This window comes from Methylobacterium sp. Leaf106 (assembly GCF_001422895.1).
Lineage (GTDB): Bacteria > Pseudomonadota > Alphaproteobacteria > Rhizobiales > Beijerinckiaceae > Methylobacterium > Methylobacterium bullatum.
The window spans coordinates 131,547-155,092 of sequence record NZ_LMNB01000031.1; the positions used below are offsets into that span (position 1 = coordinate 131,547).

At 66.8% G+C, this 23,546-nt stretch carries 25 protein-coding genes; 23 read left to right on the top strand and 2 right to left on the bottom strand.

Translation table 11 applies throughout. The features are described from left to right. Positions 1 to 106: 106 nt before the first annotated feature. Positions 107 to 409 carry a hypothetical protein gene (locus ASF34_RS16115; protein WP_238253793.1) on the bottom strand — a complete coding sequence of 101 codons (303 nt, stop codon included), beginning with the start codon at positions 407 to 409 and terminating at the stop codon, positions 107 to 109. Positions 410 to 957: 548 nt separating this feature from the next. Here ASF34_RS16115 and ASF34_RS16120 point away from each other — a divergent pair. The 19 genes from ASF34_RS16120 (at position 958) to ASF34_RS16210 (ending at position 18,605) form a co-directional block, all read left to right on the top strand. Beyond that, a complete protein-coding gene (locus ASF34_RS16120) occupies positions 958 to 2,838 on the top strand; it encodes a methanol/ethanol family PQQ-dependent dehydrogenase (RefSeq protein WP_056146245.1) in 1,881 nt (626 codons plus the stop codon). Positions 2,839 to 3,078: 240 nt separating this feature from the next. After that, positions 3,079 to 3,927, top strand: a complete 849-nt coding sequence (moxJ, locus tag ASF34_RS16125; protein WP_056162401.1) for a methanol oxidation system protein MoxJ — start codon at positions 3,079 to 3,081, stop codon at positions 3,925 to 3,927. Between the two features lie 88 nt (positions 3,928 to 4,015). Continuing rightward, on the top strand, positions 4,016 to 4,606 hold the full coding sequence (gene moxG / locus ASF34_RS16130) for a cytochrome c(L), periplasmic (protein ID WP_018044533.1): 591 nt from the start codon (positions 4,016 to 4,018) through the stop codon (positions 4,604 to 4,606). Positions 4,607 to 4,697: 91 nt separating this feature from the next. After that, positions 4,698 to 4,988, top strand: a complete 291-nt coding sequence (locus ASF34_RS16135; RefSeq protein ID WP_018044532.1) for a methanol dehydrogenase [cytochrome c] subunit — start codon at positions 4,698 to 4,700, stop codon at positions 4,986 to 4,988. A 110-nt stretch (positions 4,989 to 5,098) separates the two neighbouring features. Next, on the top strand, positions 5,099 to 6,130 hold the full coding sequence (locus ASF34_RS16140; RefSeq protein ID WP_056162404.1) for an AAA family ATPase: 1,032 nt from the start codon (positions 5,099 to 5,101) through the stop codon (positions 6,128 to 6,130). Next, complete coding sequence (locus ASF34_RS16145) at positions 6,127 to 6,999, top strand: DUF58 domain-containing protein (protein ID WP_018044530.1); 873 nt, start codon at positions 6,127 to 6,129, stop codon at positions 6,997 to 6,999. The genes ASF34_RS16140 and ASF34_RS16145 overlap by 4 nt, the downstream gene beginning before the upstream one ends. Before the next feature lie 8 nt (positions 7,000 to 7,007). Then, a complete protein-coding gene (locus ASF34_RS16150; RefSeq protein WP_056162406.1) occupies positions 7,008 to 7,928 on the top strand; it encodes a hypothetical protein in 921 nt (306 codons plus the stop codon). Positions 7,929 to 7,985: 57 nt separating this feature from the next. Continuing rightward, complete coding sequence (locus ASF34_RS16155) at positions 7,986 to 9,026, top strand: vWA domain-containing protein (RefSeq protein ID WP_056162409.1); 1,041 nt, start codon at positions 7,986 to 7,988, stop codon at positions 9,024 to 9,026. Positions 9,027 to 9,220: 194 nt separating this feature from the next. Continuing rightward, positions 9,221 to 9,775 (top strand): MxaK protein, encoded by a 555-nt coding sequence (locus tag ASF34_RS16160; protein ID WP_244479019.1) that lies wholly within the window; start codon positions 9,221 to 9,223, stop codon positions 9,773 to 9,775. Next, positions 9,772 to 10,761, top strand: a complete 990-nt coding sequence (locus tag ASF34_RS16165; RefSeq protein WP_056162411.1) for a vWA domain-containing protein — start codon at positions 9,772 to 9,774, stop codon at positions 10,759 to 10,761. Before ASF34_RS16160 ends, ASF34_RS16165 begins: the two co-directional genes overlap by 4 nt. Before the next feature lie 3 nt (positions 10,762 to 10,764). Next, on the top strand, positions 10,765 to 11,316 hold the full coding sequence (locus tag ASF34_RS16170; RefSeq protein ID WP_056162414.1) for an SRPBCC family protein: 552 nt from the start codon (positions 10,765 to 10,767) through the stop codon (positions 11,314 to 11,316). Beyond that, positions 11,313 to 12,266: a YncE family protein gene (locus tag ASF34_RS16175; RefSeq protein ID WP_056162416.1), complete on the top strand. Its 954-nt coding sequence runs from the start codon at positions 11,313 to 11,315 to the stop codon at positions 12,264 to 12,266. The genes ASF34_RS16170 and ASF34_RS16175 overlap by 4 nt, the downstream gene beginning before the upstream one ends. Continuing rightward, positions 12,263 to 12,793: a hypothetical protein gene (locus tag ASF34_RS16180; RefSeq protein WP_056162419.1), complete on the top strand. Its 531-nt coding sequence runs from the start codon at positions 12,263 to 12,265 to the stop codon at positions 12,791 to 12,793. The genes ASF34_RS16175 and ASF34_RS16180 overlap by 4 nt, the downstream gene beginning before the upstream one ends. Further along, positions 12,790 to 13,425 (top strand): response regulator transcription factor, encoded by a 636-nt coding sequence (locus ASF34_RS16185; RefSeq protein WP_056162423.1) that lies wholly within the window; start codon positions 12,790 to 12,792, stop codon positions 13,423 to 13,425. The genes ASF34_RS16180 and ASF34_RS16185 overlap by 4 nt, the downstream gene beginning before the upstream one ends. Positions 13,426 to 13,583: 158 nt before the next feature. After that, on the top strand, positions 13,584 to 14,906 hold the full coding sequence (locus tag ASF34_RS16190; RefSeq protein WP_056162425.1) for an SLC13 family permease: 1,323 nt from the start codon (positions 13,584 to 13,586) through the stop codon (positions 14,904 to 14,906). 156 nt (positions 14,907 to 15,062) lie between these two features. Then, positions 15,063 to 15,464 carry a succinate dehydrogenase, cytochrome b556 subunit gene (gene sdhC, locus ASF34_RS16195; protein ID WP_056162429.1) on the top strand — a complete coding sequence of 134 codons (402 nt, stop codon included), beginning with the start codon at positions 15,063 to 15,065 and terminating at the stop codon, positions 15,462 to 15,464. Positions 15,465 to 15,476: 12 nt separating this feature from the next. Further along, positions 15,477 to 15,890, top strand: coding sequence for a succinate dehydrogenase, hydrophobic membrane anchor protein (sdhD, locus tag ASF34_RS16200; RefSeq protein ID WP_018044519.1), 414 nt, complete (start codon positions 15,477 to 15,479; stop codon positions 15,888 to 15,890). Positions 15,891 to 15,918: 28 nt separating this feature from the next. Continuing rightward, positions 15,919 to 17,739: a succinate dehydrogenase flavoprotein subunit gene (sdhA, locus tag ASF34_RS16205; RefSeq protein WP_056162432.1), complete on the top strand. Its 1,821-nt coding sequence runs from the start codon at positions 15,919 to 15,921 to the stop codon at positions 17,737 to 17,739. Between the two features lie 62 nt (positions 17,740 to 17,801). Continuing rightward, positions 17,802 to 18,605 carry a succinate dehydrogenase iron-sulfur subunit gene (locus tag ASF34_RS16210; RefSeq protein WP_018044517.1) on the top strand — a complete coding sequence of 268 codons (804 nt, stop codon included), beginning with the start codon at positions 17,802 to 17,804 and terminating at the stop codon, positions 18,603 to 18,605. Between the two features lie 83 nt (positions 18,606 to 18,688). Here ASF34_RS16210 and ASF34_RS22885 read toward each other — a convergent pair whose 3' ends face one another. Continuing rightward, the gene (locus tag ASF34_RS22885; RefSeq protein WP_018044516.1) at positions 18,689 to 18,871 is read right to left on the bottom strand and encodes a hypothetical protein; all 183 of its coding nucleotides are present in this window, start codon (positions 18,869 to 18,871) and stop codon (positions 18,689 to 18,691) included. 215 nt (positions 18,872 to 19,086) lie between these two features. Between ASF34_RS22885 and ASF34_RS16220 the strand changes: the two genes are divergently transcribed. From ASF34_RS16220 to ASF34_RS16235, 4 genes are all read left to right on the top strand, one after another. Further along, positions 19,087 to 20,331: a glycosyltransferase gene (locus tag ASF34_RS16220; protein ID WP_244479020.1), complete on the top strand. Its 1,245-nt coding sequence runs from the start codon at positions 19,087 to 19,089 to the stop codon at positions 20,329 to 20,331. A 321-nt stretch (positions 20,332 to 20,652) separates the two neighbouring features. Next, positions 20,653 to 21,012, top strand: coding sequence for a phasin (locus ASF34_RS16225; protein WP_018044514.1), 360 nt, complete (start codon positions 20,653 to 20,655; stop codon positions 21,010 to 21,012). A 407-nt stretch (positions 21,013 to 21,419) separates the two neighbouring features. Then, complete coding sequence (locus ASF34_RS16230; protein ID WP_156465752.1) at positions 21,420 to 21,905, top strand: hypothetical protein; 486 nt, start codon at positions 21,420 to 21,422, stop codon at positions 21,903 to 21,905. An 82-nt stretch (positions 21,906 to 21,987) separates the two neighbouring features. After that, a complete protein-coding gene (locus ASF34_RS16235) occupies positions 21,988 to 23,439 on the top strand; it encodes a DegQ family serine endoprotease (RefSeq protein ID WP_056162441.1) in 1,452 nt (483 codons plus the stop codon). Positions 23,440 to 23,546 lie beyond the last annotated feature (107 nt).

Here is a 23,546-nt window from a genome sequence, read left to right on the forward strand (position 1 = left end):
GATGTGAACCGATGCTGATGCTGCGCCATCGCCGCTCGATCCGGGGAGGAGGGCGGTTCGGAATCCGTGGCCTCGCGCCTTGAACACGGGCCTGCGCCAAGGCCGCCTATTCCGGCGGGTCCTTCTTCACGGACACGCACATCTTCACCGCCGATTCCAGCTTGATCTCGCCCGGATTGCCGATGTTCGCGGTCTCTTCCAGGCAGCGGATGAAGTAGTTCTTGTCGAGCTCGGCGTTGAGGCTGGAGAAGGCCTTGCCCATGCGCGTGGCGAAATCGATTTTCTCGTCCGTGGAGGCACGGGGCCAGCGCGACACCTTGTCATCCATGGTCAACCGTGCCGCATTGGCAATGGATGGCAGGACAATCAGGCAAATCACCAGCGCAGTTGTTCTTCTGATCATCGGCATGTCTCGTTTTTGTTTCCTACCCGGGCTGAGTTTAGCGCCGGTCCACATTGAGTAAAGCGTGGGTTCGAGGGCACAGGACGCTTTTCCTGACGCGGAACGGTGCAAAACTCTTGCGCATTATGACCGCCGGGGCTCCGCGCCCAGGCATGATGCCCTGCCGGACTCGGGATCGCCCCATCGCGCGGATCGCCATCGCCGAGCCGGCTAAGCCCTTCGACCCGCAGGGAAAGACCGGCCCCGCCCGCATGTGGCGCATCGACGGATGCCCTCCGGATCGACCCGGAACAGCTGCACAAAGGTATGGCTCAAGTTGCCAAATCGTCCTGTAAAAAAAGGTTGAAGTGGCTAAAGACATCAGGCAAAGCAAATGATTATATAGCTAGCCGATGGATCAGTAATAAGTCTTTTATAAGAGCGGCCAGCGTCAGGTTATTCTTATAAATACGTTCATAACATCGACCGACTGACTGTTTGCTGAACCGGCGAAAGCAATGGCTGCGGCCGACCCCCCGGGGTCGAGCACGCGGCAGAAGGGCAGGAGACGCAGAATGAACAGGTTACTGAATTCAGTCTCGGTGCTGGCCGTCTTGGCCCTGGCACCGATCGGACTGTCAGGGATCGCCTCAGCCAACGACAAGCTCATCGATCTGTCGAACAGCGATGAAAATTGGGTGATGCCGGGCAAGAACTACGACTCGGACAACTACAGCAAGCTCAAGCAGATCAACACGACGAACGTGAAGGACCTCAAGGTCTCCTGGACGTTCTCGACCGGCCTGCTCAACGGCCACGAGGGCGCGCCCGTCGTCGTCGACAACAAGATGTACATCCACACCTCCTTCCCGAACAACACGTTCGCCCTCGCCCTCGACGATCCGGGCAAGATCCTCTGGCAGGACAAGCCCAAGCAGAACCCGGCCGCCCGCGCCGTCGCCTGCTGCGATCTCGTGAACCGCGGTCTGGCCTACTGGCCCGGCGACGGAAAGACCCCGGCGCTGATCCTCAAGACCCTGCTCGACGGCAACGTCATGGCGCTCAACGCCGAGACCGGCGAGACGGTGTGGAAGGTCGAGAATTCCGACATCAAGGTCGGCTCCACCCTGACCATCGCCCCCTACGTGGTGAAGGACAAGGTCATCATCGGCTCCTCGGGCGCCGAGCTCGGCGTGCGCGGCTACCTCACCGCCTACGACGTGAAGACCGGCTCCCAGGTCTGGCGCGCCTACGCCACCGGCCCGGACAAGGACCTGCTGCTGGGTGCGGACTTCAACATCAAGAACCCCCATTACGGCCAGAAGAACCTCGGCACCTCCACCTGGGAGGGCGATGCCTGGAAGATCGGCGGCGGCACCAACTGGGGCTGGTACGCCTACGATCCGGGCACCAACCTGATCTACTTCGGCACCGGCAACCCGGCGCCGTGGAACGAGACCATGCGTCCCGGCGACAACAAGTGGACGATGACCATCTTCGGCCGCGACGCCGATACGGGTGAAGCCAAGTTCGGCTACCAGAAGACCCCGCACGACGAGTGGGATTACGCCGGCGTCAACGTGATGATGCTGTCGAACCAGAAGGACAAGGACGGCAAGGACCGCAAGCTCCTGACCCATCCGGACCGGAACGGCATCGTCTACACGCTCGACCGGACGGACGGCTCGCTCGTCTCGGCCAACAAGATCGACGACACCGTCAACGTGTTCAAGTCGGTGGACCTGAAGACCGGCCAGCCGGTGCGCGATCCCGAATACGGCACCCGCATGGACCACCTCGCGAAGGACATCTGTCCCTCGGCGATGGGCTACCACAACCAGGGCCACGATTCCTACGATCCTGAGCGCAAGCTCTTCTTCATGGGCATCAACCACATCTGCATGGATTGGGAGCCCTTCATGCTTCCCTACCGTGCCGGTCAGTTCTTCGTCGGCGCCACTCTGAACATGTATCCCGGCCCGAAGGGCGATCGCCAGAACTACGAAGGTCTGGGGCAGATCAAGGGCTACAACGCCATCACCGGCGAGTTCAAATGGGAGAAGATGGAGCGCTTCGCCGTGTGGGGCGGAACGACGGCGACCGCCGGCGGTCTCGTGTTCTACGGAACGCTGGACGGCTACATCAAGGCGCGCAACTCGGACAACGGAGACCTTCTCTGGAAGTTCAAGATGCCGTCGGGCGCCATCGGCTACCCGATCACCTACAGCCACAAGGGTGATCAGTACGTCGCCATATACTACGGCGTCGGCGGCTGGCCGGGTGTCGGCCTCGTGTTCGACCTTCAGGATCCGACGGCCGGTCTCGGCGCGGTGGGCGCCTTCAAGAAGCTCGCCAACTACACCCAGATGGGCGGCGGCGTGATGGTGTTCTCGCTGAACGGCAAGGGTCCGTACGACGATCCGAGCGTCGGCGAGTACCAGACGGCGGCCAAGTAACGGCTGCATCGGGAAACGAGCGCGTCCCTCTCCCCCTTGTGGGGAGAGGTCAGGAGTGGGGGTGGTTGGGTGACCCGCAGGCCGCGGAGGCCAGCGGAGCCACCCCCACCTCCAACTCCTCCCCGCAATCTCGACGGATCTCGGGCAGGCCCGAGATCCGCTGGGGAGGAGAGCGGCGCTCCGCTCACGCCGCCTCGATCCCAACGAATCCGACCCATAAAAAACAACGGAAACGCTCTCATGTCCTTCGCCAAAGGATGTCTGTCCGTCGCGGCTGTCCTCGCCTTGGGCGGTGCCGCGTTCGCGCAGGCCGACACGAAATCCGCGCCCGACGACAGCGTCCTCCGGGTCTGCGCGGCCAACCAGCCGCCGCTCTCGATGAAGGACGGCTCCGGGCTCGAGAACCGCATCGCCTCCGCCGTCGCCGAGGCCATGGGGCGCAAGGCGCAGTTCGTCTGGTCCGACAAGGCCGCGATCTATCTCGTGCGCGACAGCCTCGACAAGAAGCTGTGCGACGTGGTGGTGGGCCTCGACAGCGACGACCCGCGCGTGCTCGCCACGAAGCCCTATTACCGCAGCGGCTACGTCTTCATCACCCGCGCCGACAGGGACCTCGACATCAAGTCCTGGGCCGATCCGCGCCTGAAGACCATCGACCACATGGTCGTCGGTTTCGGCACGCCGGGCGAGGCGATGCTGAAGGATATCGGCCGCTACGAGGAGGACATGGCCTACCTCTACTCGCTGGTGAACTTCCGCGCGGCCCGCAACACCTACACGCAGATCGACCCGGCCCGCATGGTCAGCGAAGTCGTCGCCAACAAGGCCGACGTGGCCGTGGCCTTCGCGCCGGACGTCGCCCGCTACGTCAAGGATTCGAGCCAGCCCCTGCGCATGAATCCGGTGCCGGACGATACGGTGCGCAGCGACGGCCAGAAGGTGCCGCAGAGCTTCGACCAGTCCATGGGCGTCCGCCGCGACGACCAGGCCCTGAAGGCGGCCCTCGATGCCGCGATCGCCAAGGCCCGCCCGCAGATCGAGGCGATCCTCCGCCAGGACGGCGTGCCCGTCACCCCCGTCTCCAACTGATCCTCCGAACCCTGTCCCGCGTCGCCGGTGCGCTGAGCACCGGTACGCCCACCTCGGCCGCAAGTCCGGGGATAAACAGAGCAAATCGATGCGTCACACGAACCGTGTCCTCGCCGCCTTCCTCGCCCTCGGATTCACCTCCATCGGCGTGGCGGCCCTGGCCCAGCCGAATGCGGGCCCGTCAACGGGGATGACCTTCCGCAACACCGTCACCGGTGAGGAACTCAACACCTCCGAGGGCAAGGAGGGTGGCCGCGACACTCCGGCCGTCAAGGAGTTCTTCCAGACCGGCAAGAACCTCTACATCGACGACAAGTCCTGCCTGCGTAACGGCGAGTCGCTGTTCGCGACCTCGTGCTCCGGCTGTCACGGGCACCTCGCCGAAGGCAAGCTCGGCCCCGGCCTCAACGACAATTACTGGACCTATCCGTCCAACACCGAAGATACTGGCCTGTTCGCCACCATCTTCGGCGGCGCCAACGGCATGATGGGTCCGCACAACGAGAACCTGACGCCCGACGAGATGCTGCAGACGATCGCCTGGATCCGGCACCTCTATACCGGCCCGGTCAAGGACGCCGTCTGGCTCAACGACGAGCAGAAGAAGAAATACACGCCCTACAAGCAGGGCGAGACCTTCCCCAAGGACGCTCCGGGCCAGTGCCCGCCGCTGGAGTAGCGGTCTTGGGAAGTCACGTCGCGCGGGGATGCCTCGCGCGGTGAGCGAGAAGCGGCGGACGCCGTAGCAATCAAAACCAGAGGAGACGACCATGCGGACACTCATCACGGCTCTCGCAATCGGTGCGGGCGCGCTGCTCGCCGTTCCCGCGCTCGCCTATGACGGCACCAAGTGCAAGGCCGCCGGCGATTGCTGGCAGCCCAAGCCCGGCTTCCCCGAAAAGATCGCCGGCACGAAATACGACCCCAAGCACGATCCGAAAGAGCTGAACAAGCAGTCGGAGTCGATCAGGCTGATGGAAGAGCGCAACAAGAAGCGCATCGAAGCCGCCAAGAAGACCGGCAAGTTCGAATACGACGTCACCAAGATTTCCTCCAACTGACGTCGTCGCCGCCCATCGCTTTGGGCGGCCATCACGGTGACCGCGATCCCCTCAGGCGCCTGGACCGCTCCGTCCGGGGATCGCGGCCGCTGTCCTCAAAGGCAAACCCCATGAACGACATCCGCTCCGGCGACGCGATGCTCACCGATTGGCGCGAGGCGGCCGGCCGTTTCGAGCGCGCGGTCCGCGGCGCCGTGGTGGGCCAGGACCGGGCGATCCGGCTTCTCACCATCGCGCTCTTCGCCCGGGGCCACGTGCTGCTCGAAGGCGATGTCGGCGTCGGCAAGACCACCCTGCTGCGCGCCGTGGCGCGGGCGCTCGGAGGCGCCTACGAGCGCATCGAGGGCACGGTGGACATGATGCCGTCCGACCTCATCTATCACACCTACCTCGCCGATGACGGTCGCCCGCGCGTGGAGCCGGGGCCGGTGCTGCGGCAATCCGAAGACCTCTCGATCTTCTTCTTCAACGAGATCAACCGCGCGCGTCCGCAGGTCCATTCGCTCCTGCTCCGCCTCATGGCCGAGCGGAGTCTCACCGCGTTCAACCGCGAATACCGTTTCCCCAATCTCCAGGTCTTCGCCGACCGCAACCGCGTCGAGCGCGAGGAGACCTTCGAGCTCCCCGCCGCCGCCCGCGACCGCTTCCTGATGGAGATCGGCCTCGAAGCCCCGCGCGATGCCGAGGCGCGCCGCGCCCTCGTCTTCGATCCGCGCTTCCACGACACCGACGCCCTCATCGCCGGCATCGACGGCGGCGTCCTCGATCACGCCGCCATGGCGGGGATCGGCGCGGCGATCCAGCACGGCATCCAGGCGAGCCCGGCCATCGAGGCCTACGTGGTCGGCCTGTGGGAGGCCCTGGTCCGCCCGCACGAGGCCGGCATCCGCCTGCCCGGCATCGACATGTCGGCCCTGATCCAGGGCGGGGCCTCGCCACGCGGCGTCGCCTTCCTCGTGCGGGCCGCCCGCGTCCGCGCCTGGCTGGAGGGCCGCGACTGGCTCGTGCCCGAGGATATCCGCGCGATCTTTCCCGAAGTGATGGCCCACCGCGTCTTCCTCGAGCCGATCTACGAGATGCGCCGCAGCACCATCGTGCCGGAACTCTGCCGCGCCGTGTTCGACACCGTGCCCGCCCCGTGACGGCGCCCGAGAGAACGCCCCAGGAGCCGACGCCGGACATCGTCTACCGCCCGCGCGGCCGCGTGCCCGGCACGGTGGCGGGCGCCCATCGCGGCCGCGACGCCGGGGGTCTGGGCACCTTCCGCGATCAGGTGCCGTTCCTGCGCATGCCGGATGCCCGCCGCATCGACGTCCGCGCCACCCTGCGCGACCCGTTCGAGGGCACCTATGTCCGCCGCTTCGAGAGTCGCACGGCGCTCGAAGTCTGGGCGCTGGTCGACCTTTCCGCCTCCATGCGCTTCTCCGGCGAGGCGGACAGGATGGGGCTCGTCTCGTCCTTCTGCGGCTGCCTCGCCGCCTCGGCCACGCGCATCGGCGACGCTTTCGGCCTGATCGGCTGCGATGCCGCCCTGCGGGAGGACGTGTTCCTGCCCGCGAGCCGTCGCCGCAGCATGGCCGGCGACGTGGTCTCCCGGCTGACCGACGCCGCCTGTACCGGCGACCGCGCGGACGGGATGGGGCAAGCGGCCCGCCGCCTCGTCGGCCGTCCCAAGATCGTGTTCCTGGTCTCCGACTTCCGCTGGCCGGAGGCACTCATCGCCGAGACCTTCGCGAGCCTGTCGCGTCACGACCTCGTGCCCGTCGTCCTGGCCGATTCCGCCGAGGACGACGATCTGCCCGAATGGGGCCTGATGGAACTCGACGATCTCGAAGGCGCGGGCCGCCGCGTGGTCTTCATGCGCCCCGGCCTGCGCCGCCGCTGGATCGCGCGCGAAGCCGAGCGAGCGGAGACCCTGCGCCGGATCGCCTCCACCTACGGTCGTCCCCCCTTCCGCCTCGCGGGCCGCTTCGACCCGGACGCGATCAGCCGCCACCTCCTGGCGAGTTGAGGCATCCCATGCGCCGCCTCGCCCCGCTCCTGTTCCTGCTCTGCTCGTCGCTCGCCGCCCAGTCCCAGGTGCGGACCGTCGAGGTGCGCACGCCGCGCCCGTTCGGCTACTTCCTGGGCGATCTCGTCCGCGCCCAGGTCGATATCGTGGTCGAGCCGGGCTTTGCCCTACAGGCCGCCTCGCTGCCCCAGCCCGGCGCGATCACCTATTGGCTCGACCTTCGCACCGTCGCGGTCACGCAGGCATCCGCGGGCGGCGTCAGCCGGGTGCGCCTCGATCTCACCTATCAGAACTTCTACGCCGCCCTCGATGCCCGTGCCCTCGAGATCCCCGGCTTCACCGTCACCTTCGTGAGCGATACGGACAAGGGCGCGACCACGGCCAAGGCCCAGGTCCCGCCGTGGTCGTTCAACATCTCGCCCCTGCGCGAAGTCCAGCCGCCGGCTCGGGAAGACCCGAGGAACTACCTGCGTCCGGACGGGCGGGTCGCGTCCCTCGACACGCAACCCCTCGTGGTCGGAAGCGCCGGATTCGCCGCCATGGCCCTGCTGGCCTTCGCGGGTCTCGCCTGGGACCGGACATGGTGGCCCTTCGCCAAACGCGGAGGAAGGGCCTTCGCGGCGTGCCTGCGCCGCCTGCGCGCCCTCGCCGGACGGGGGGAGGACGAGGCGGCCTACGAGACCGCCCTTCTCGCGCTTCACCGGGCGCTGGACGAGACCGACGGGCGCCGGGTTCTGGCCGACGACCTGCCGGCCTTCCTCACCCGCCATCCCGCCTATGTGCGGGAGCGTGCCGGCCTCGCCGCCTTCCTCGACGCCTCGCGTCACAGCTTCTTCGGACCCGGTCCGGCCGCCGCCATGCGGCGTCTGCCCCTGGCCGACATCGTCTCGCTGACCCGGAAACTCACCGCCATAGAGCGGGAATCATGAACGGGCCGAAAACCCGTCCGATGGCGGTCGAAGCATGGGTCTGATGGCGGTGGTCTCATGCGCCTGATGGCGGATTTTCCCTGGGTCTTGTGGCTGCTGCCTTTGGCGCTGCTGCCGCTCGCCGCGTCGAGCCAGCGGGTCACCCCGCTCTCCAGCATCGCGGCCAGCCCCGTCGACGGCCTGTCGCGCCTCATCGGCTGGAGCCTGCGCGCGGCCGGCATCCTCGCCATCGGCGGCCTCGTCGTCGCCCTGTCCGGTCCCTATCGCCAGGGCGAGACCATCACCCGCACGGGCATCGGCGCCCAGGTCTCGATCCTCGTCGATCGCTCCGGCAGCATGAACGAGACCTTCGCCGGATTGCAGCCCTCCGGTGCCGAGGAATCGAAGGCGGCGGCCTCGCGCCGGCTGCTCGGCGAGTTCGTCGGCAGCCGCGCCCACGACCAGTTCGCCGTCTCGGCCTTCTCCACGGCCCCCATGCTCGTGGTGCCGATGACCGATCGGCACGAGGCGGTCCGCGCGGCCATCGCCGCCATCGACCGGCCGGGCCTCGACTACACCAACGTGGCGCGCGGCCTCGGCATGGCACTCTCACAGTTCGGCGCCAGTACCGCCAATGTCTCGCGCGCCCTGCTCATCGTCTCCGACGGCGCGGCGGTGATCGATCCCCGCGTCCAGGGGACGTTGCGCGCCGAATTCGCGCGACTTCGCCCGAACCTCTACTGGCTGTTCCTGCGCACCAAAGGCTCGCCTTCGATCTCCGACAGGCCGTCGGGCGAGGACACCCCTCAGGCCGCGCCCGAACGACATCTCGACCTGTTCTTCAAGAGCCTCGGGACACCCTACCGCGCCTTCGAGGCCGAGGGCGCCGAGGCGGTGGCCGACGCCATCGGCCAGATCGAGCGCCTGGAGCGCGACCCGATCCCCTATATCGAGCAGCGGCCACGCCGGGATCTCGCGGGATGGGCCTATGGAATCAGCCTGTTGGGCTTGATCCTGCTCGTCGCGGCCAAGCTCGTCGAGGCGGATCTCAGCCTGCGCCGGCCGGTGGTTTCCGCCTCCGCCGCGCCGGCTCCCCAGCCCCAGAGGCTCGCCGCATGAAGGCGTTTCTAAAACCAATATCGCCGCAGCGCGCCAACCCTCCCCCCTCTGCGGGGGAGGGTGGTCGCGGAGCGACCGGGAGAGGGGGCGACCTCTCCGGACAGCGCGCTCCCCTCTCCCGACCCTCGCTGACGCGAGGGCCACCCTCTCCCGCAGAGGGGAGAGGGGGAGTCGGTGCCACTCTCGGCAAGGCTTTGCGCCGCGCCCGCCCGCATCTCCTTGTCGTACTTCCCATATTTCTGCTCGTCATCGCCCTCGGCTTCGGCGCGGTGGCTTGGCGCGCGGCGCGCGACAACGCCGCGATCGCGGCGCTCGCCGCCGGCAGGGACGTTCCCGTTTCCCTCGACGCACCGGCTCCGCTCCTGCTGGCGCGGGTTCAGCATCTCGCCCGTCGCGGCGTGACCGAGGAGATCGAGCCGCTGATCGAATCCCTCGACCGCCGGGGCGAGACCGACCTTTCCGCGCGCGCCCGTTATGCACTCGGCAATGCCCGCCTGCGCCAGGCCTTCGACCTTCTGGAACGGAGCAACCTCGATCCGGCCGGACCGCTCATCACCTTGGCCCGTCAGGATTATCGGCGCGCGCTCCAGGGCCGGCCGGACCTGTGGGACGCCAAGTTCAACCTCGACGTGGCCTCGCGCCTGCTCCGCGACTTCCCCGAATTCGACCGCAAGACCGGCGACGAGCTGAAGGCCGAACCGAAGAAGATCTGGACCGAGATCCCCGGCCAGCCCCGGGGCGAGCCATGAGGGCGACAAGCCTCGTCCGGCGAAATCTGCGCGACCGGCGGTTCCAAATCCTGGCCGCCGCACTGGCTCTCGTGGCGCTGACTTTCGTCGCTCGCCCCCTGCCGCTGACCCGCAACGGCGTCGAGATCCTCGCGGTCCTCGACATCACCGGCAGCATGAACGTCCGCGACTACGTCGGGGCGGACGGCAAACCGGCAAGCCGTCTGGAGACGGCGAAGGCGGCCTTGCGCGAACTCGTCACCTCGCTGCCCTGCGGGTCGCGGGTGGCACTGGGCCTGTTCACCGAGCGCCGGCCGTTCCTTCTGTTCACCCCCATCGAAGTCTGCGCCGATTTCGCCCCCCTCGACGGGGCGCTGAGCGCCCTGGATTGGCGCATGGCCTGGGAAGGCGACAGCCGCATCTCCGCCGGGCTGTTCCGCTCGGTGGAGATGGCCGCCAGTCTCGGCACCGACCTCGTCTTCATCACCGATGGCCAGGAAGCGCCGCCCCTGCCGAGCACAGGTGGCCCCGCCTTCGACGGCAAGCCGGGCGCCGTGCGCGGCCTCATCGTCGGAGCGGGGGCCTACGCCCTGTCGCCGATCCCGCGCTACAACGATCGCGGCCGCGAGACCGGATTCTATGGCTCGGGCGACGTCCAGCAGGAGAACCGGTTCGGACCGCCCCCCGCCGATGCCGAGAGCCGCGAGGGCTACAACCCGCGCAACGCCCCCTTCGGCGCCGCGGCGGCCTCCGGCACCGAGCATCTCTCCTCGGTGCGCGAGCCCTACCTCAAGACTCTCGCTCAGGCGACGGGCCTGACCTACGCCCATCTCGACGGCCCTGCCGGGCTCGGCCCCGCGCTGGTCCGCGCGGCGACCCCGCGCCCGCTCCCCGGCAGCCTCGACCTGCGCCCCGTCTTCGGCGGGATCGCCCTCGCGCTGATCCTCGCCGTCTTCGCCGCCCCTCTGTTCGGGGCCGGCCGTTTTGTCCTGGTAAAGAAGGTCTGATCGATGCGTTTTGCCCTGCCGTCCGCGTTCCTCGCTCCCCTGGCAGCCACCGCCTTCCTCGCAACCACGGCCCTCGCGCACGGCCCGACTCCACAGAAGGTGGACCAGTCCATCGCCATCGCGGCAAAGCCCGATGCCGTCTGGGCCGTGGTCGGCGATTTCGCCGGCGTCTCGAACTGGCATCCGGACGTGGCGAAAAGCGTCGGCACCGGCGGCAACGCCTCGGGCGGCCGTCGCACGCTGACCCTGAAGAACGGCGGCACCCTCGACGAAGGCTTGGACGAGTGGGACGCGGCCAAGCGCAGCTATTCCTACCGCCTCGGCGATGCCGACCTGAAGGCGCTCCCGGTCTCGTCCTACTCCGCGACGATCACCGTCTCGCCGGAGGGCGAGGGCTCGAAGGTCGAGTGGCTCGGCCGCTTCTATCGCGGCGACACCGGCAACGAGCCACCGGAGGAGCTCAGCGACGCCGCCGGTAAGGATGCGATGAACCTCTATTTCAGCAACGGGCTCAAGGGTCTGAAGGCGCGCCTGGAGGGCAAGACGGCGCGATGACTCCTGTGCGCCCGATGCTCCTTGCCGGTCTCGTCCTGACGCTCTCCACCCCTCGGGTGGAGGCCGGACCCGTTTATGTGTCGAGCCAGGGAGCCGGGACGCTGAGCCGCATCGAGGCCGGGGCCACCACGGTCGCGGCCACCATCGCGGTGGGGCAGGGGATCGCGCAGGTGGCGGCCGGACCGAACGGCCGCCTCTACCTGAGTCAACCGGACCACGCGGGGATCGACGTAGTCGACGGGCGAACCCGTGTCGTCCTTCGGCGCCTGCCGTTTCCCGGACAGGCCTTCGGCATCGCCGCCTCGGCGGATGGCGAGAGCCTCTTCGTCGGCGACTGGGCCGGGGGACGGGTGGTCCGGCTCTCCGCATCGACGGGCGCCGTCGAGGGCGAATGCCCCGTGGGCAAGGACCCGGCCGGCCTCGTCCTCGACCGGCAGGGCCGCCTCTACGTGGCCGACCGCGAGAGCCGGCAGGTCAGCGTCATCGACACCGCGCGCATGGAGCGGGTGGCGACGGTGCCGGTGGGCGAGGGGCCGTTCGCCCTCGGGCTGAGCCCCGCCGAAGACAGGCTCTACGTGGCCAATGTCCGCAGCGGCGACCTCAGCGTCGTCGACACGGGCAGCCTGACGGTGACGGCCACGGTGAAGATCGGCGGGATGCCCTACGGCGTCGCGACCAACGAGGACGGCAGCCTCGTCCTCGTCACCAACCAGCAGGCCGGCACCGTGGCAGTGCTCGACTCGGGCAGCCTCGGCCTCAAGGCGACGATCCCGGTCGGGCGCTACCCCGAAGGGATCGCCGTCGATGGGGTCTTCGCCTATGTGGCGAACTGGTTCTCGGATTCGGTCTCGGTCATCGACCTGACGTCGCTGAAGGAAACCGCCCGCATCCCCGTGGCGGAGGGGCCACGCAGCCTCGCCGTCGGCTCGAACCCCGAGGCGGTGCGATGAAACGGATCAGCCACGCGATCCTGTGCCTCCCCCTCGCCCTGGCGGCCTGCGACAAGGGCGACGAGGCCGGCAGCGAGGCCGCGGGCACCGGCGATCAGGCCCTCGTCGCCACGAAATCCGACGCCGACGTTCCGACCTGGCTCTCGCATACGGACCCGACCGAGCCGGCCCGGTGGCTCGCGAGCCGCGAGATCGGCAGGCCCGCCGCGGAGGTGGGTTCGCAGACCGAGCATCTCCGCCACAGCCTCGCCCGCGCCAAGGAGGTCTTCATCGAGGATCCGCGCATGATGGCCAACCGCATCGTCCAGCTCGGCGAGATGCTGGCCGAGGCGGGAAAGCCCGAACCCTATGCCGATCTTCTCGACGGGCTGGAGGAGGTCGCCGCCGCCACCCACCGCAAGCAGCTCTTCGGCGAGATGTGCCAGCACTATTACAACACCCGCCAGCAGGGAGCCGACCGGGCCACCGCCCTCACGAGGCTGAAGGAGCGCTACTCGCTCCAGGGCGAGGGACGCGTATCGCCGTGACCGCCGTTCTCGTGGTGGACGATCATCCCGTGGTCCTGCGCGGCTTCCGGCGCCTCATGGAGGATGCCGGCGTCGAGACCATCCACGAAGCCACCGATATCATGTCCGCCTACCGGATCTTCCACCGCCTGCGCCCGCCGATGGTGGTGGCCGACCTCAGCCTGCAGGGGGAGGGGCTGTCCGGCCTGTCGCTGATCCGGCGGATCCACACCCTGGCGCGGGAGACGCGCATCCTCGCCTTCAGCATGCACAACGACCCGGTGATCGTTTCGCGCGCCCTGGAGAGCGGCGCCATCGGCTACGTCTTCAAGGATGTTCGGACAGCGGAATTCCTCAAGGCCTTCGAAGCGGTACGCGCCGGGCGAAGCTACCTCGATCACGACCTCGCGGTAGAGATCGCAGTGCTGCAGGCCGGAGCCCGCCGCTCACCCCTGGCGGATCTGAGCAACCGAGAGCGTGAGATCCTTTCCCTCCTCAGCCGTGGGACCTCGTATCAGAGCATCGCCGACACATTGTCGATCAAGTACCGCACTGTCCTCAACACCTGCTCCGCCATGCGTCAGAAGCTCGGGTTGAGGACCTTGGCCGATCTCATTCGCTTTGCCGTGGACCAGGAAAATCGGGTGCGCTGAACCGCGTTCTCGACGCCCGGCGCATCGGCCATCCTTCGCCGTTCGCGAAGGATCGGTCGGCGATATCCGAATTGCGAACCACTCCAATTCGAGATCAATGTCCGCGCGGTGAGACGGGAGACCCATTCTGCCCGGCTCCAGCGGAGCATTCCCCGCAGATGCAGGCGGCGTCCATCCTCGCAGATGAACAGACGGTTCTCGTGACCGGGATGTTGCTCGTCGTTTGCATGGGCCTGTGGGCGACCGGCATCGTTGCCGAGGTGGTCACGGCGATGCTGTTCTTTGCCGCCGCGATGCTTCTGAAGCTCGCGCCTGCATCGACTGTCTTTTCCGGCTTCTCCTCGTCGGCCTTCTGGCTCGTGCTGAGCGGGATGGTGGTTGGCCTCGCGATCACCCGGACCGGCCTCGGCACCCGCCTGGCGCGCAGCCTGGCCGGCCGGCTATCGGGCTCCTACACGGGCTTCATCGGCGCCGTCGTCGCCCTGTCCTTTGCCCTTGCCTTCGTGATGCCCTCGAACCTCGGGCGCATTGCGCTGATGATCCCGGTGGTGTTGGCGCTCTGTGACGCGTTCGGCCTGGGGCCCGGTCGCCCCGGCCGGAGCGGGGCGGTTCTCGCGGTAGCCCTGGCGACGCCGCTCTTGTCCGCGGCGATCCTGCCCGCCAACGTCCCCAACCTCGTCATGGCTGGCACCGCAGAGACGCAATACGGCCTGCACCTCGCCTATCTGCCCTACCTTCTGCTCCACGCACCCGTCCTCGCCGGCGTGAAGGGCATGATCCTCGTGGCAGCCATCGTGCGCTTGTTCCCGGACCGGATGAGCGCCGCCGCCGTGGATACGGACGAGCCCGCACTGGCATTCTCGCCGGAGGAGCGGAGACTCACGATCATTCTTGGTCTGACTTTGGCCTTCTGGGTGACGGACAGCCTCCACCATATCGCCCCGGCCTGGGTCGGGTTGACGGCGGCGGTGATCTGCCTCCTTCCCCGCATCGGCGTATTGCCTGCGGAAGCCTTCGGCGCGGTGAACCTGCGGACCTGCTTCTATGTGGCCGCGCTCCTGGGACTGGTGGCGGTGGTCAACGAGACGGGTCTGGGCTCCAGGCTGGGCCATGCTCTGCTCGCGGTCGCGCCCCTGGAACCCGGAGCGCCGGCCCAGAATTTCGGCGTGCTGACGGCCATCGCGTCGCTCTTCGCGATCGTCGTCACGGCCAACGGCGCCCCGGCCCTCTATACGGCCTTGGCCGGCGAGATGTCGCGTGCGAGCGGACTGGACCTCGCCAACGTGGTGATGATCCAGGTCGTGGGATACTCGACTCTGTTCCTGCCCTACCAAGCCCCACCCATCGTGATGGCAATGGATCTGGGGCGGGTACCGCTCCGGTCGGCGACGATCCTGACCCTCGTGGTCGGCCTCGCCTCACTCTTCGTCATCGCTCCGCTGGACTACCTCTGGTGGAACATTCTGGGCCGTTTTCCATGAGCGCGAGCCGAATGACGATCAGCTGAGTGTGTCACACCGCAATGCACATCGATACGGCTTGCGCATTGGCGCGTGGGCCGTACCCCTTTAGAGACGGTCCAATCTGAGCAGCATCCCTGCTGGCATTGGCACCGCAACGCCGAGGACTTTCGCAGAATGGCACCTACCGTCCGCCCCACGGTCGCCCAGCCGCTCTCGCCCCATCTCCAGATCTACCGATGGACCTGGACTATGGCGATGTCGGTGTTCCACCGCATCACCGGCACCGCGCTGTACGGCGGCACCGCTCTGGTGGCCATCTGGCTCGTGGCGCTCGCCTCCGGTCCGGCGGCCTATGGCTGGGTAGCGTGGTTCTTCGGCTCGATCGTCGGGAAGCTGGTCCTATTCGTCTACACCTGGATCCTGATGCATCACTTGCTGGGTGGCCTGCGCCATTTCATCTGGGATTTCGGCTACGGCTTCGACCGCGAGCAGCGCATGGGCCTCGCCCGCGCCACTCTGATCGGCTCCGTGATCCTGACCGTCCTGATCTGGGCGCTTGCCCTCATCTTACGCTGAGGAGCGATCCCCATGGCAGACAACCGTCAGAACACGAACGTGACCATGCGGACCCCACGCGCCCGGGTGAAGGGCCTCGGTGCTTCCGGCCACGGGGCCGGTCACTTCTGGCAGCAGCGCCTCACCGCCGCCGCCAACGCCCCGCTGATGCTCGCCTTCGTGGTGATCGTCGCGATGATGGCCAACCGCTCGTACCCGGAAGCGGTCGCGCTGATGTCGCACCCGCTCGTCGCGCTCGTCCTGATCCTCGCCGTGATCTCGGTCACGCTCCACATGAGGATCGGCATGCAGGTCATCATCGAGGATTACGTCCACGCCAAGGGACTGAAGCTCGCCAGCCTGTTCGCCAACAATGCCTACGCGGTCGTCGTCGCCGTTGCCTGCCTCTACGCAATCCTGCGCGTGAGCCTCGGCAAGCTCGTCTGACCCGCCCCAGAACCCGAAGGATCTGCCCATGGCCACCAACGGAACCAACGGCAACGGCGCGCCGGCCTATTCCATCATCGACCATACGTTCGACGTTGTGATCGTCGGCGCCGGCGGCGCTGGTCTGCGCGCCACCGTGGGCTGCTCGCAGGCCGGCCTGCGTACGGCCTGCATCTCGAAGGTATTCCCGACGCGCTCGCACACCGTGGCGGCGCAGGGCGGCATCTCGGCTTCCCTTGGCAATATGGGCCCCGACGATTGGCGCTGGCACATGTACGACACCGTGAAGGGGTCGGACTGGCTCGGCGACCAAGACGCGATCGAGTACCTCGTGCGCAACGCGCCCGCAGCGGTGTACGAGCTCGAACACTGGGGCGTACCGTTCTCGCGCACCGAGGAAGGCAAAATCTATCAGCGCCCCTTCGGCGGCATGACCACCGATTACGGCAAGGGCACCGCCCAGCGCACCTGCGCGGCGGCTGACCGCACCGGCCACGCCATGCTCCACACGCTCTACGGCCAAGCGGTGAAGAACCATACCAACTTCTTCATCGAGTACTTCGCGCTCGACCTCATCATGGACGAGGAGGGCCGCTGCCTTGGCGTCATCGCCATCGATCAGGCCTCGGGTGAGATCCATCGCTTCCGCGCCCAGATGACGATCCTGGCCACCGGTGGCTATGGCCGCTCTTACTTCTCGGCGACCTCTGCCCATACCTGCACGGGCGACGGTAACGCCATGGTGCTGCGCGCCGGCCTGCCGCTGCAGGACATGGAATTCGTGCAGTTCCATCCCACCGGCATCTACGGCGCCGGCTGCCTCATCACCGAAGGCGCCCGCGGCGAGGGCGGCTACCTGACGAATTCCGAGGGCGAGCGCTTCATGGAGCGCTATGCTCCCAGCGCCAAGGATCTGGCCTCGCGCGACGTGGTCTCGCGCTCGATGACCATGGAGATCCGTGCCGGCCGCGGCGTTGGCAAGACGAGCGACCACATCTACCTGCACCTCGACCACCTCGATCCGGCGATTCTGCATCAGCGCCTTCCGGGCATCTCGGAATCGGCGAAGATCTTCGCGGGCGTCGACGTCACCAAGGAGCCGATCCCGGTCCTGCCGACAGTCCATTACAACATGGGCGGCATCCCCACGAACTATCATGGTGAGGTACTGACCCTGAAGAACGGCAATCCCGATACGGTGGTGCCGGGTCTGATGGCTCTGGGCGAAGCGGCTTGCGTCTCCGTGCACGGCGCCAACCGCCTCGGCTCGAACTCGCTCATCGACCTCGTGGTGTTCGGCCGGGCCGCCGGCCTGCGCTGTGCCGAGATCGTCGAGCCCGGCGCCCGCCAGATGGACCTGCCGAAGGATTCCGCCGACAAGGCGCTCGCCCGCCTCGACCGCTTCCGTTACGCGAATGGCGGCACGCCGACGGCGGAACTGCGCGCCGAGATGCAGAAGACCATGCAGAACAACTGCGCCGTCTTCCGCACCGGCGAAGTGCTGGAAGAAGGCAAGGCTCTGATTCACAAGGTCTGGCAGGGCGAAGCCGATATCAAGATCACCGACCGCTCTCTGATCTGGAACACCGATCTGCTCGAGACCCTGGAATTCGACAACCTGATCGGTCAGGCCGTCGTCACCATGGAATCGGCGGCCAACCGCAAGGAAAGCCGCGGGGCGCATGCCCGCGAGGACTTCCCCGATCGCGACGACAAGGAGTGGATGAAGCACACCCTTTCGTGGCTCGACGACAAGTCCCAGCAGGTGAATATCGATTACCGCCCGGTTCATACGTATACAATGTCAAACGAGATTCAGTACATCGAACCAAAGGCTCGTGTTTACTAGGGAAAAGACTGAGATTTCTCCCGACGATGGTACTCACGAGACGGATTTAGGCACCCCGAACCATGGCCCAATTCAACCTTCCCAAAAACTCCCAGATCACCGAAGGCAAGACTTGGCCACGGCCGACGGGGGGCAACAATCTTCAGGAATTCCGGATCTACCGCTGGAACCCGGATGACGGCGCAAATCCGCGGGTCGACGTCTATCAGGTCGACCGGGACGATTGCGGGCCGATGGTCCTCGACGCCCTCCTATGGATCAAGGCCAAGGTCGATTCGACCCTGGTGTTCCGCCGCTCCTGCCGCGAGGGCATCTGCGGCTCTTGCGCCATGAACATCGAGGGCCAGAATGCGCTCGCCTGCACCATGGGTATCGACGAATGCCAGGAGCATGCGAAGGGCAAGAAGACCGGCGCGGTGCGGATCTACCCGCTGCCGCACATGCCGGTCCTCAAGGATCTCGTCCCCGACCTCACAAACTTTTTCGCCCAGCACGCCTCGGTCGAGCCGTGGCTCCAGACCGAGACGCCTGCGCCCGAAGGCGAATGGAAGCAGACCCCGGAGGATCGCGCCCAGCTCGACGGCCTCTACGAGTGCATTCTGTGCGCCTGCTGCACGACGTCCTGTCCGAGCTACTGGTGGAACGGCGACCGCTTCCTCGGCCCAGCGGCCCTGTTGCAGGCCTACCGCTGGCTTATCGACAGCCGCGACGAGAATACCGGCGAACGCCTTGATGCCCTTCACGATCCGTTCCGGCTCTACCGCTGCCACACGATCATGAACTGCGCCAATGCCTGCCCGAAAAGCCTGAACCCGGCAAAGGCCATCGCCGAGATCAAGAAGATGATGGTGTCGCGCGAAGTCTGATGCGCGACCTCATGACAGCGCATTGATGCCAAAGCCGAGATGCCCCGCATCTCGGCTTTGGCATTTTTCGTCCCTATGGCCGATTACTTTGTGATCTTCACCGAGACCGGGTCGCTGGACGGGAAGGTCTCTTCCAGCGCCTCGTCCAGTCGCTGGCTCATTTCGTCCTGATGATTTTCGGGATTCGTCTTGTCATTGCTGGGCGCCGGATCCACACGGCGCTTCTCGTCGGTGTCCGACGTGGATGTTGGCTTGGGGTCTGACATGGGTGCCTCCTCTGGCTCGCCTGACCGCCGCCAGGGGCGGCGGAATCACCTTGACCAACGCGAGGAGACGATGCCCGATCCCTTCCGTCGCCGCCGTCATGGCGGCTTGCCGCTCCGTCGGTGGCGTTTACCGGACGTGAGGCGATAGCCCCTAGCGTCGCTTTCGCGGCATGGGCATGACGGGCCCCGAGGCCGGCCGAGGTTCCGGGCAGGCCATGCATATCGTGATCCTCGCAGAGTTCGCCGTGGCGAGCGGCGGTGCCGAGAAGGTCGCGGTGGAATCCGCGTACGGCCTCGCCAGAGCGGGGATGGACGTCACCTTCATCCAGGCGATCGAGGGAACGGCGGATCGGCTCCTCGATCATCCGAAAATTCGGCGGGTCTGCCTCGGCAATACCGACATCTGGAACCGCCCGGTCCTGGAGGCGGCACTGTCCGGCATTTGGAGCCGGGATTCCGCCGCCCGTTTGCGCGCCGTACTCGGCGCCCTCCCGCGACCGGTGGATATCGTCCATCTGCATCAATGGACCCGCAGCCTGTCGCCGAGCGTGTTCCCCGTCCTGCTCGACAGCGGCATCCCGCTGGTGGTGACCCTGCACGATTACTTCCTGGCCTGCCCCAACGGCGTCTATTACCGCTTCGATCAGGATCGCCCTTGCACGCTGACGCCGCTCTCCGCCTCCTGCGTCGCGGCTCCTTGCGATCCGAAAAGCCGCCTTCACAAGGCGATCCGGGTCGGGCGGAGCATCACCCAGAACCGCGCCTTGCGTCGCCGCCATCTCCACGTGGTCCATGTCTGCGATGCCAGCATCCGTCGGATGGGCGATCTCCTCGGCTCCCTGGCCGTCACCCATCACCGCATCGACAATCCCGTGCGCGTGGAGAAGGGAGTGCGGGCCGATCCGGCGGCAGGGAAAGCCATCGCCTATGTGGGCCGCTTGACCCGCGAGAAAGGCGCAGATCTCGTCGCCGAGGCGGCGCGGGATGCCGGCATGCCGGCGCTCTTCATCGGCACCGGCCCGCTGGAGGCGGAATTGCGGGCGCAGCCACATGTGGAGATGCTCGGATGGCGATCACCGAACGAGGTATCCGCCATCCTCGTTCGGCGGACGAGGGCGCTGGCCGCGCCGTCTCGGTGGTTCGAGACCGGCCCTCTGACTGTCTACGAGGCCCTGGCTGTCGGGCTGCCGGTAGTCGCGTCGGATAGGTCCGGGGCCGCGGAGAAAGTGATCGACGGCGTCACCGGCTATGTGGTCGCGCCGGAGCGGGCAGCCCTCGCGACCGCGTTCCGGAATCTTGACGTGATTAAGGCGGAAATGCTCGGGCGCGCCGCTCACGCCCATTACTGGGACACTCCCATGTCCATCGACGCCCATGCGGATGCGCTCGGCGAACTCTATCGAAGGATCGCGCGAAACGTATCGCCCATACCGACCGACGTTCTCCGAAAACCAGGATAGCTGCCGTCGCCCAAGCCCCGCGCGGTGGTGCTTCGCGGCCGGACTCCGTCGCGCGGAATCATCCTGCTTGCCCGCATTCACAACACAGCCGCCGGCGTGTCATTACTACGCGACTTTCGTTTGACGGCCCTCGCTGTGCTTGCCGAGACTGCACGTTCAAATCCTATCGTCTTCTCGTTTGATTGCGAACGAGGGCCCGGATTGCGCAGCTACAGACGGGCACTTGCTCGAAACCCGTCTTGACTCTTATATTGCGCCGCAACATATCGATGGTGCGGCGCGCCATTCCGTGTCGCTCCCGTTGATTCAGTGAGGAACGACATGAACGCGCCGACCTATGAGATCCCGGCCGAATTGCGCGACTTCGCGGAAAAGAGCGTCGATCAGGCCCGCACCGCTGTGACCAACCTGCTCGGCACGGTGGTGAAATCCGCCGAACAGTTCCAGACCTCGTCGACGACGGCGCATGGGGCGATCCAATCCGTGATCGCCAAGGGCCTCGACCAGGTTCAGTCCAATGCGAGCACGACCTTCGACTTCGCCCAGAAGCTGGCGCGCACCCGCGATCTGAAAGAGGCATTCGAGCTGCAGAGCCAGTTCCTGCGCAGCCAGATTTCGACGCTTCAATCTCAGGTCAAGGATCTCGGCGCTCTGGCTCAGTCCGCCGCCAAAAGCGTCTGATCCTAGCCCCTCCGCGCGGACTGGCCCGGTGCCGGTTCGCGCAAATGGCATGGACGCGGTAACGTGCCTGGAACACGGGCGCACGCCGGGGCCGGGCCATGCGCGGTCGATTGTGCACGAAGGGGACGCGAATCATGGCCACACGCCGACAAGCACGCTCGATCGGTCGCGGGGGAAGCAAGGCCGGACAATCGGCGCGACTTTCCAACGCTGATGCAGCTGCCACGACTGCCGACGACCTGGTGCCGGTTTCGCAGACCCTGGCTGTGGACGATGGGACGGTCTCAGTATCCACGCTCGACGTCGCTGCCACCGAGCCTGAGGCCTTGCCCGTGAGTGAGACCTTGCGAGCGCCTGAGACCTTGATGGAGACCGTGTCACCGGAAGCGCTGTTGACCGGACAGGGTATGGCGGACGTCATTCACGCCGCTCCGGAAACCGCCCCCGTGGGCTACGCCCCGTCTCAGGACAGTCCACCTGCCACCGATGTGGTGACCGCAGCCACTGAGCAGGAGGCGACGAGCCACACTCCTACAGGCAACAGCCCGCAAGGCGAGAGCGAGGCGACCGAGGATTCCCTTCTACCCGCCGAGATCGAAAGCGCCATCGCCTCGGCCCAGGATCTCGCCTCGCCGCCGACGAACACCGTCGCCGTCACCGCCTCGGCGTTGACCGAGATCACGGCCGCCAACGACACGCTGACGACCTATGTCCGCAACGAGAGTATCGCCACGTTCGCGCATTGGCGCGCCCTGTCGACGGCGAAGAATCCGGCCGATGCCCTGCGCCTCCAAGTTACGGAGATGCAGCGGGCAGCCGATGCCTCTTTGAGCTGCATCGCGAGTCTCGCACGCCGGGCAGGGCGCATCGCCGCAACGCTCCGCCGTCCGTGACACCCCTCGCGCTGACGCCCCGGCGCGTCTAGATATCCCGGATTCTGCAGCGGCTCCGCCGCCTGCCATCCGGGAGATCGCGATGTTTCATCGGCCGCTGCTCGCCTGCCTCGTCACCGCGACCATCGCCGTCTCGCCTAGTGCCCAGGCGCAGATGATGAAGACACCGGAGGCGCATGCACCGGCCAAGGCCGTGCCGAGTTCGAAGGGCGAGGTCGATCTCTCCTTCGCGCCGGTGGTGAAGCGGGCGGCACCCTCGGTGGTGAACGTCTACGCCTCGCATGTGGAGCAGCGCGGCACATCGCGCAGCGCCATGGACGAATTCATGCGCCGGTTCTTCGGTGAGCAGGGCTCGGGCCGCGGCCAGGGCATGCCGGGCGAGCGGGCGCAGAAGTCGCTCGGCTCCGGCGTCATCGTCGATGAGTCCGGCCTCGTCATCACCAACAACCACGTCATCGACAACATGAACGAAGTTCGTGTCTCGCTCTCCGATCGGCGGGAGTTCGAGGCGAGCATCGTCCTGCGCGATCCACGAACCGATCTCGCCGTGATCAAGATCAAGAGCCCCGTCGGCGGACTCGTACCGATGCCCATGGGCGATTCGGAAGCTCTCGAGGTCGGCGACTTCGTCATGGCGATCGGCAACCCGTTCGGGGTCGGCCAGACGGTGACGCAGGGCATCGTTTCGGCCCTGGCGCGCACCCAGGTCGGTTCATCCGACTATCAGTTCTTCATCCAGACCGATGCCGCGATCAATCCGGGAAATTCCGGCGGTGCACTCGTCGATCTTAAGGGTCGGCTCGTCGGCATCAACACGGCGATCTATTCGCAATCGGGGGGGAGTCACGGCATCGGCTTCGCCATTCCCACCAGCATGGTCCGCGCCGTGGTCGAGACGGCCAAGGGTGGCGCCACCACCGTGCGTCGCCCCTGGCTCGGGGCGCGGGTGCAGAACGTCACGCCCGACATCGCCGAGAGCATGGGCCTCGACCATCCGACCGGGGTCCTGGTTGCGAGCCTGCAGCCGAAGAGTCCGGCCGAAGAGGCCGGCCTGAAACGCGGCGACCTGATCCTCACGGTGGACGACAAGGTCGTCGACGATCCGGAAGCCTTCGGCTACCGCTTCGCCCTCAAAGGCATCAGCGGCACCGCGAAGTTCGGCATCCTGCGAGGCACCGCCCGCTCCACCGTCTCGGTCAAGCTCGCCTCTGCCCCCGAGACGCGGCCGCGCGACGCGGTGAAGGTGCGCACGCGCTCGCCCTTCTTCGGGGCCACCCTGGTCAATACCTCGCCGGCCGTGGCCGAGGAGTTGCAGAAGGACTTCGCCAGCGAAGGCGTCGCGGTCTCGTCCATCGATGAAGGGTCCATGGCAGCCCGCGCCGGCCTCCAGATCGGCGACGTGATCGTCGCCATCAATGGCGTCCCGGTGACCACCACCAAGGACCTCGAGCGCCTGACCCGGTCAAGCTCGGGCATGTGGGAGATCGCGATCAATCGGGGCGGCGCCGTGCTGACGTCGGTGTTTGGTGGGTAGGGTCTGACTTCGGTTCACGCGGCCGGCATCCGGGGCCATCCGTCCGGATGCGCTCGCGGGAGAGCCAGGCGGCTCAGTTCCCGGCCTGGCTCATGCCGAACTCATGG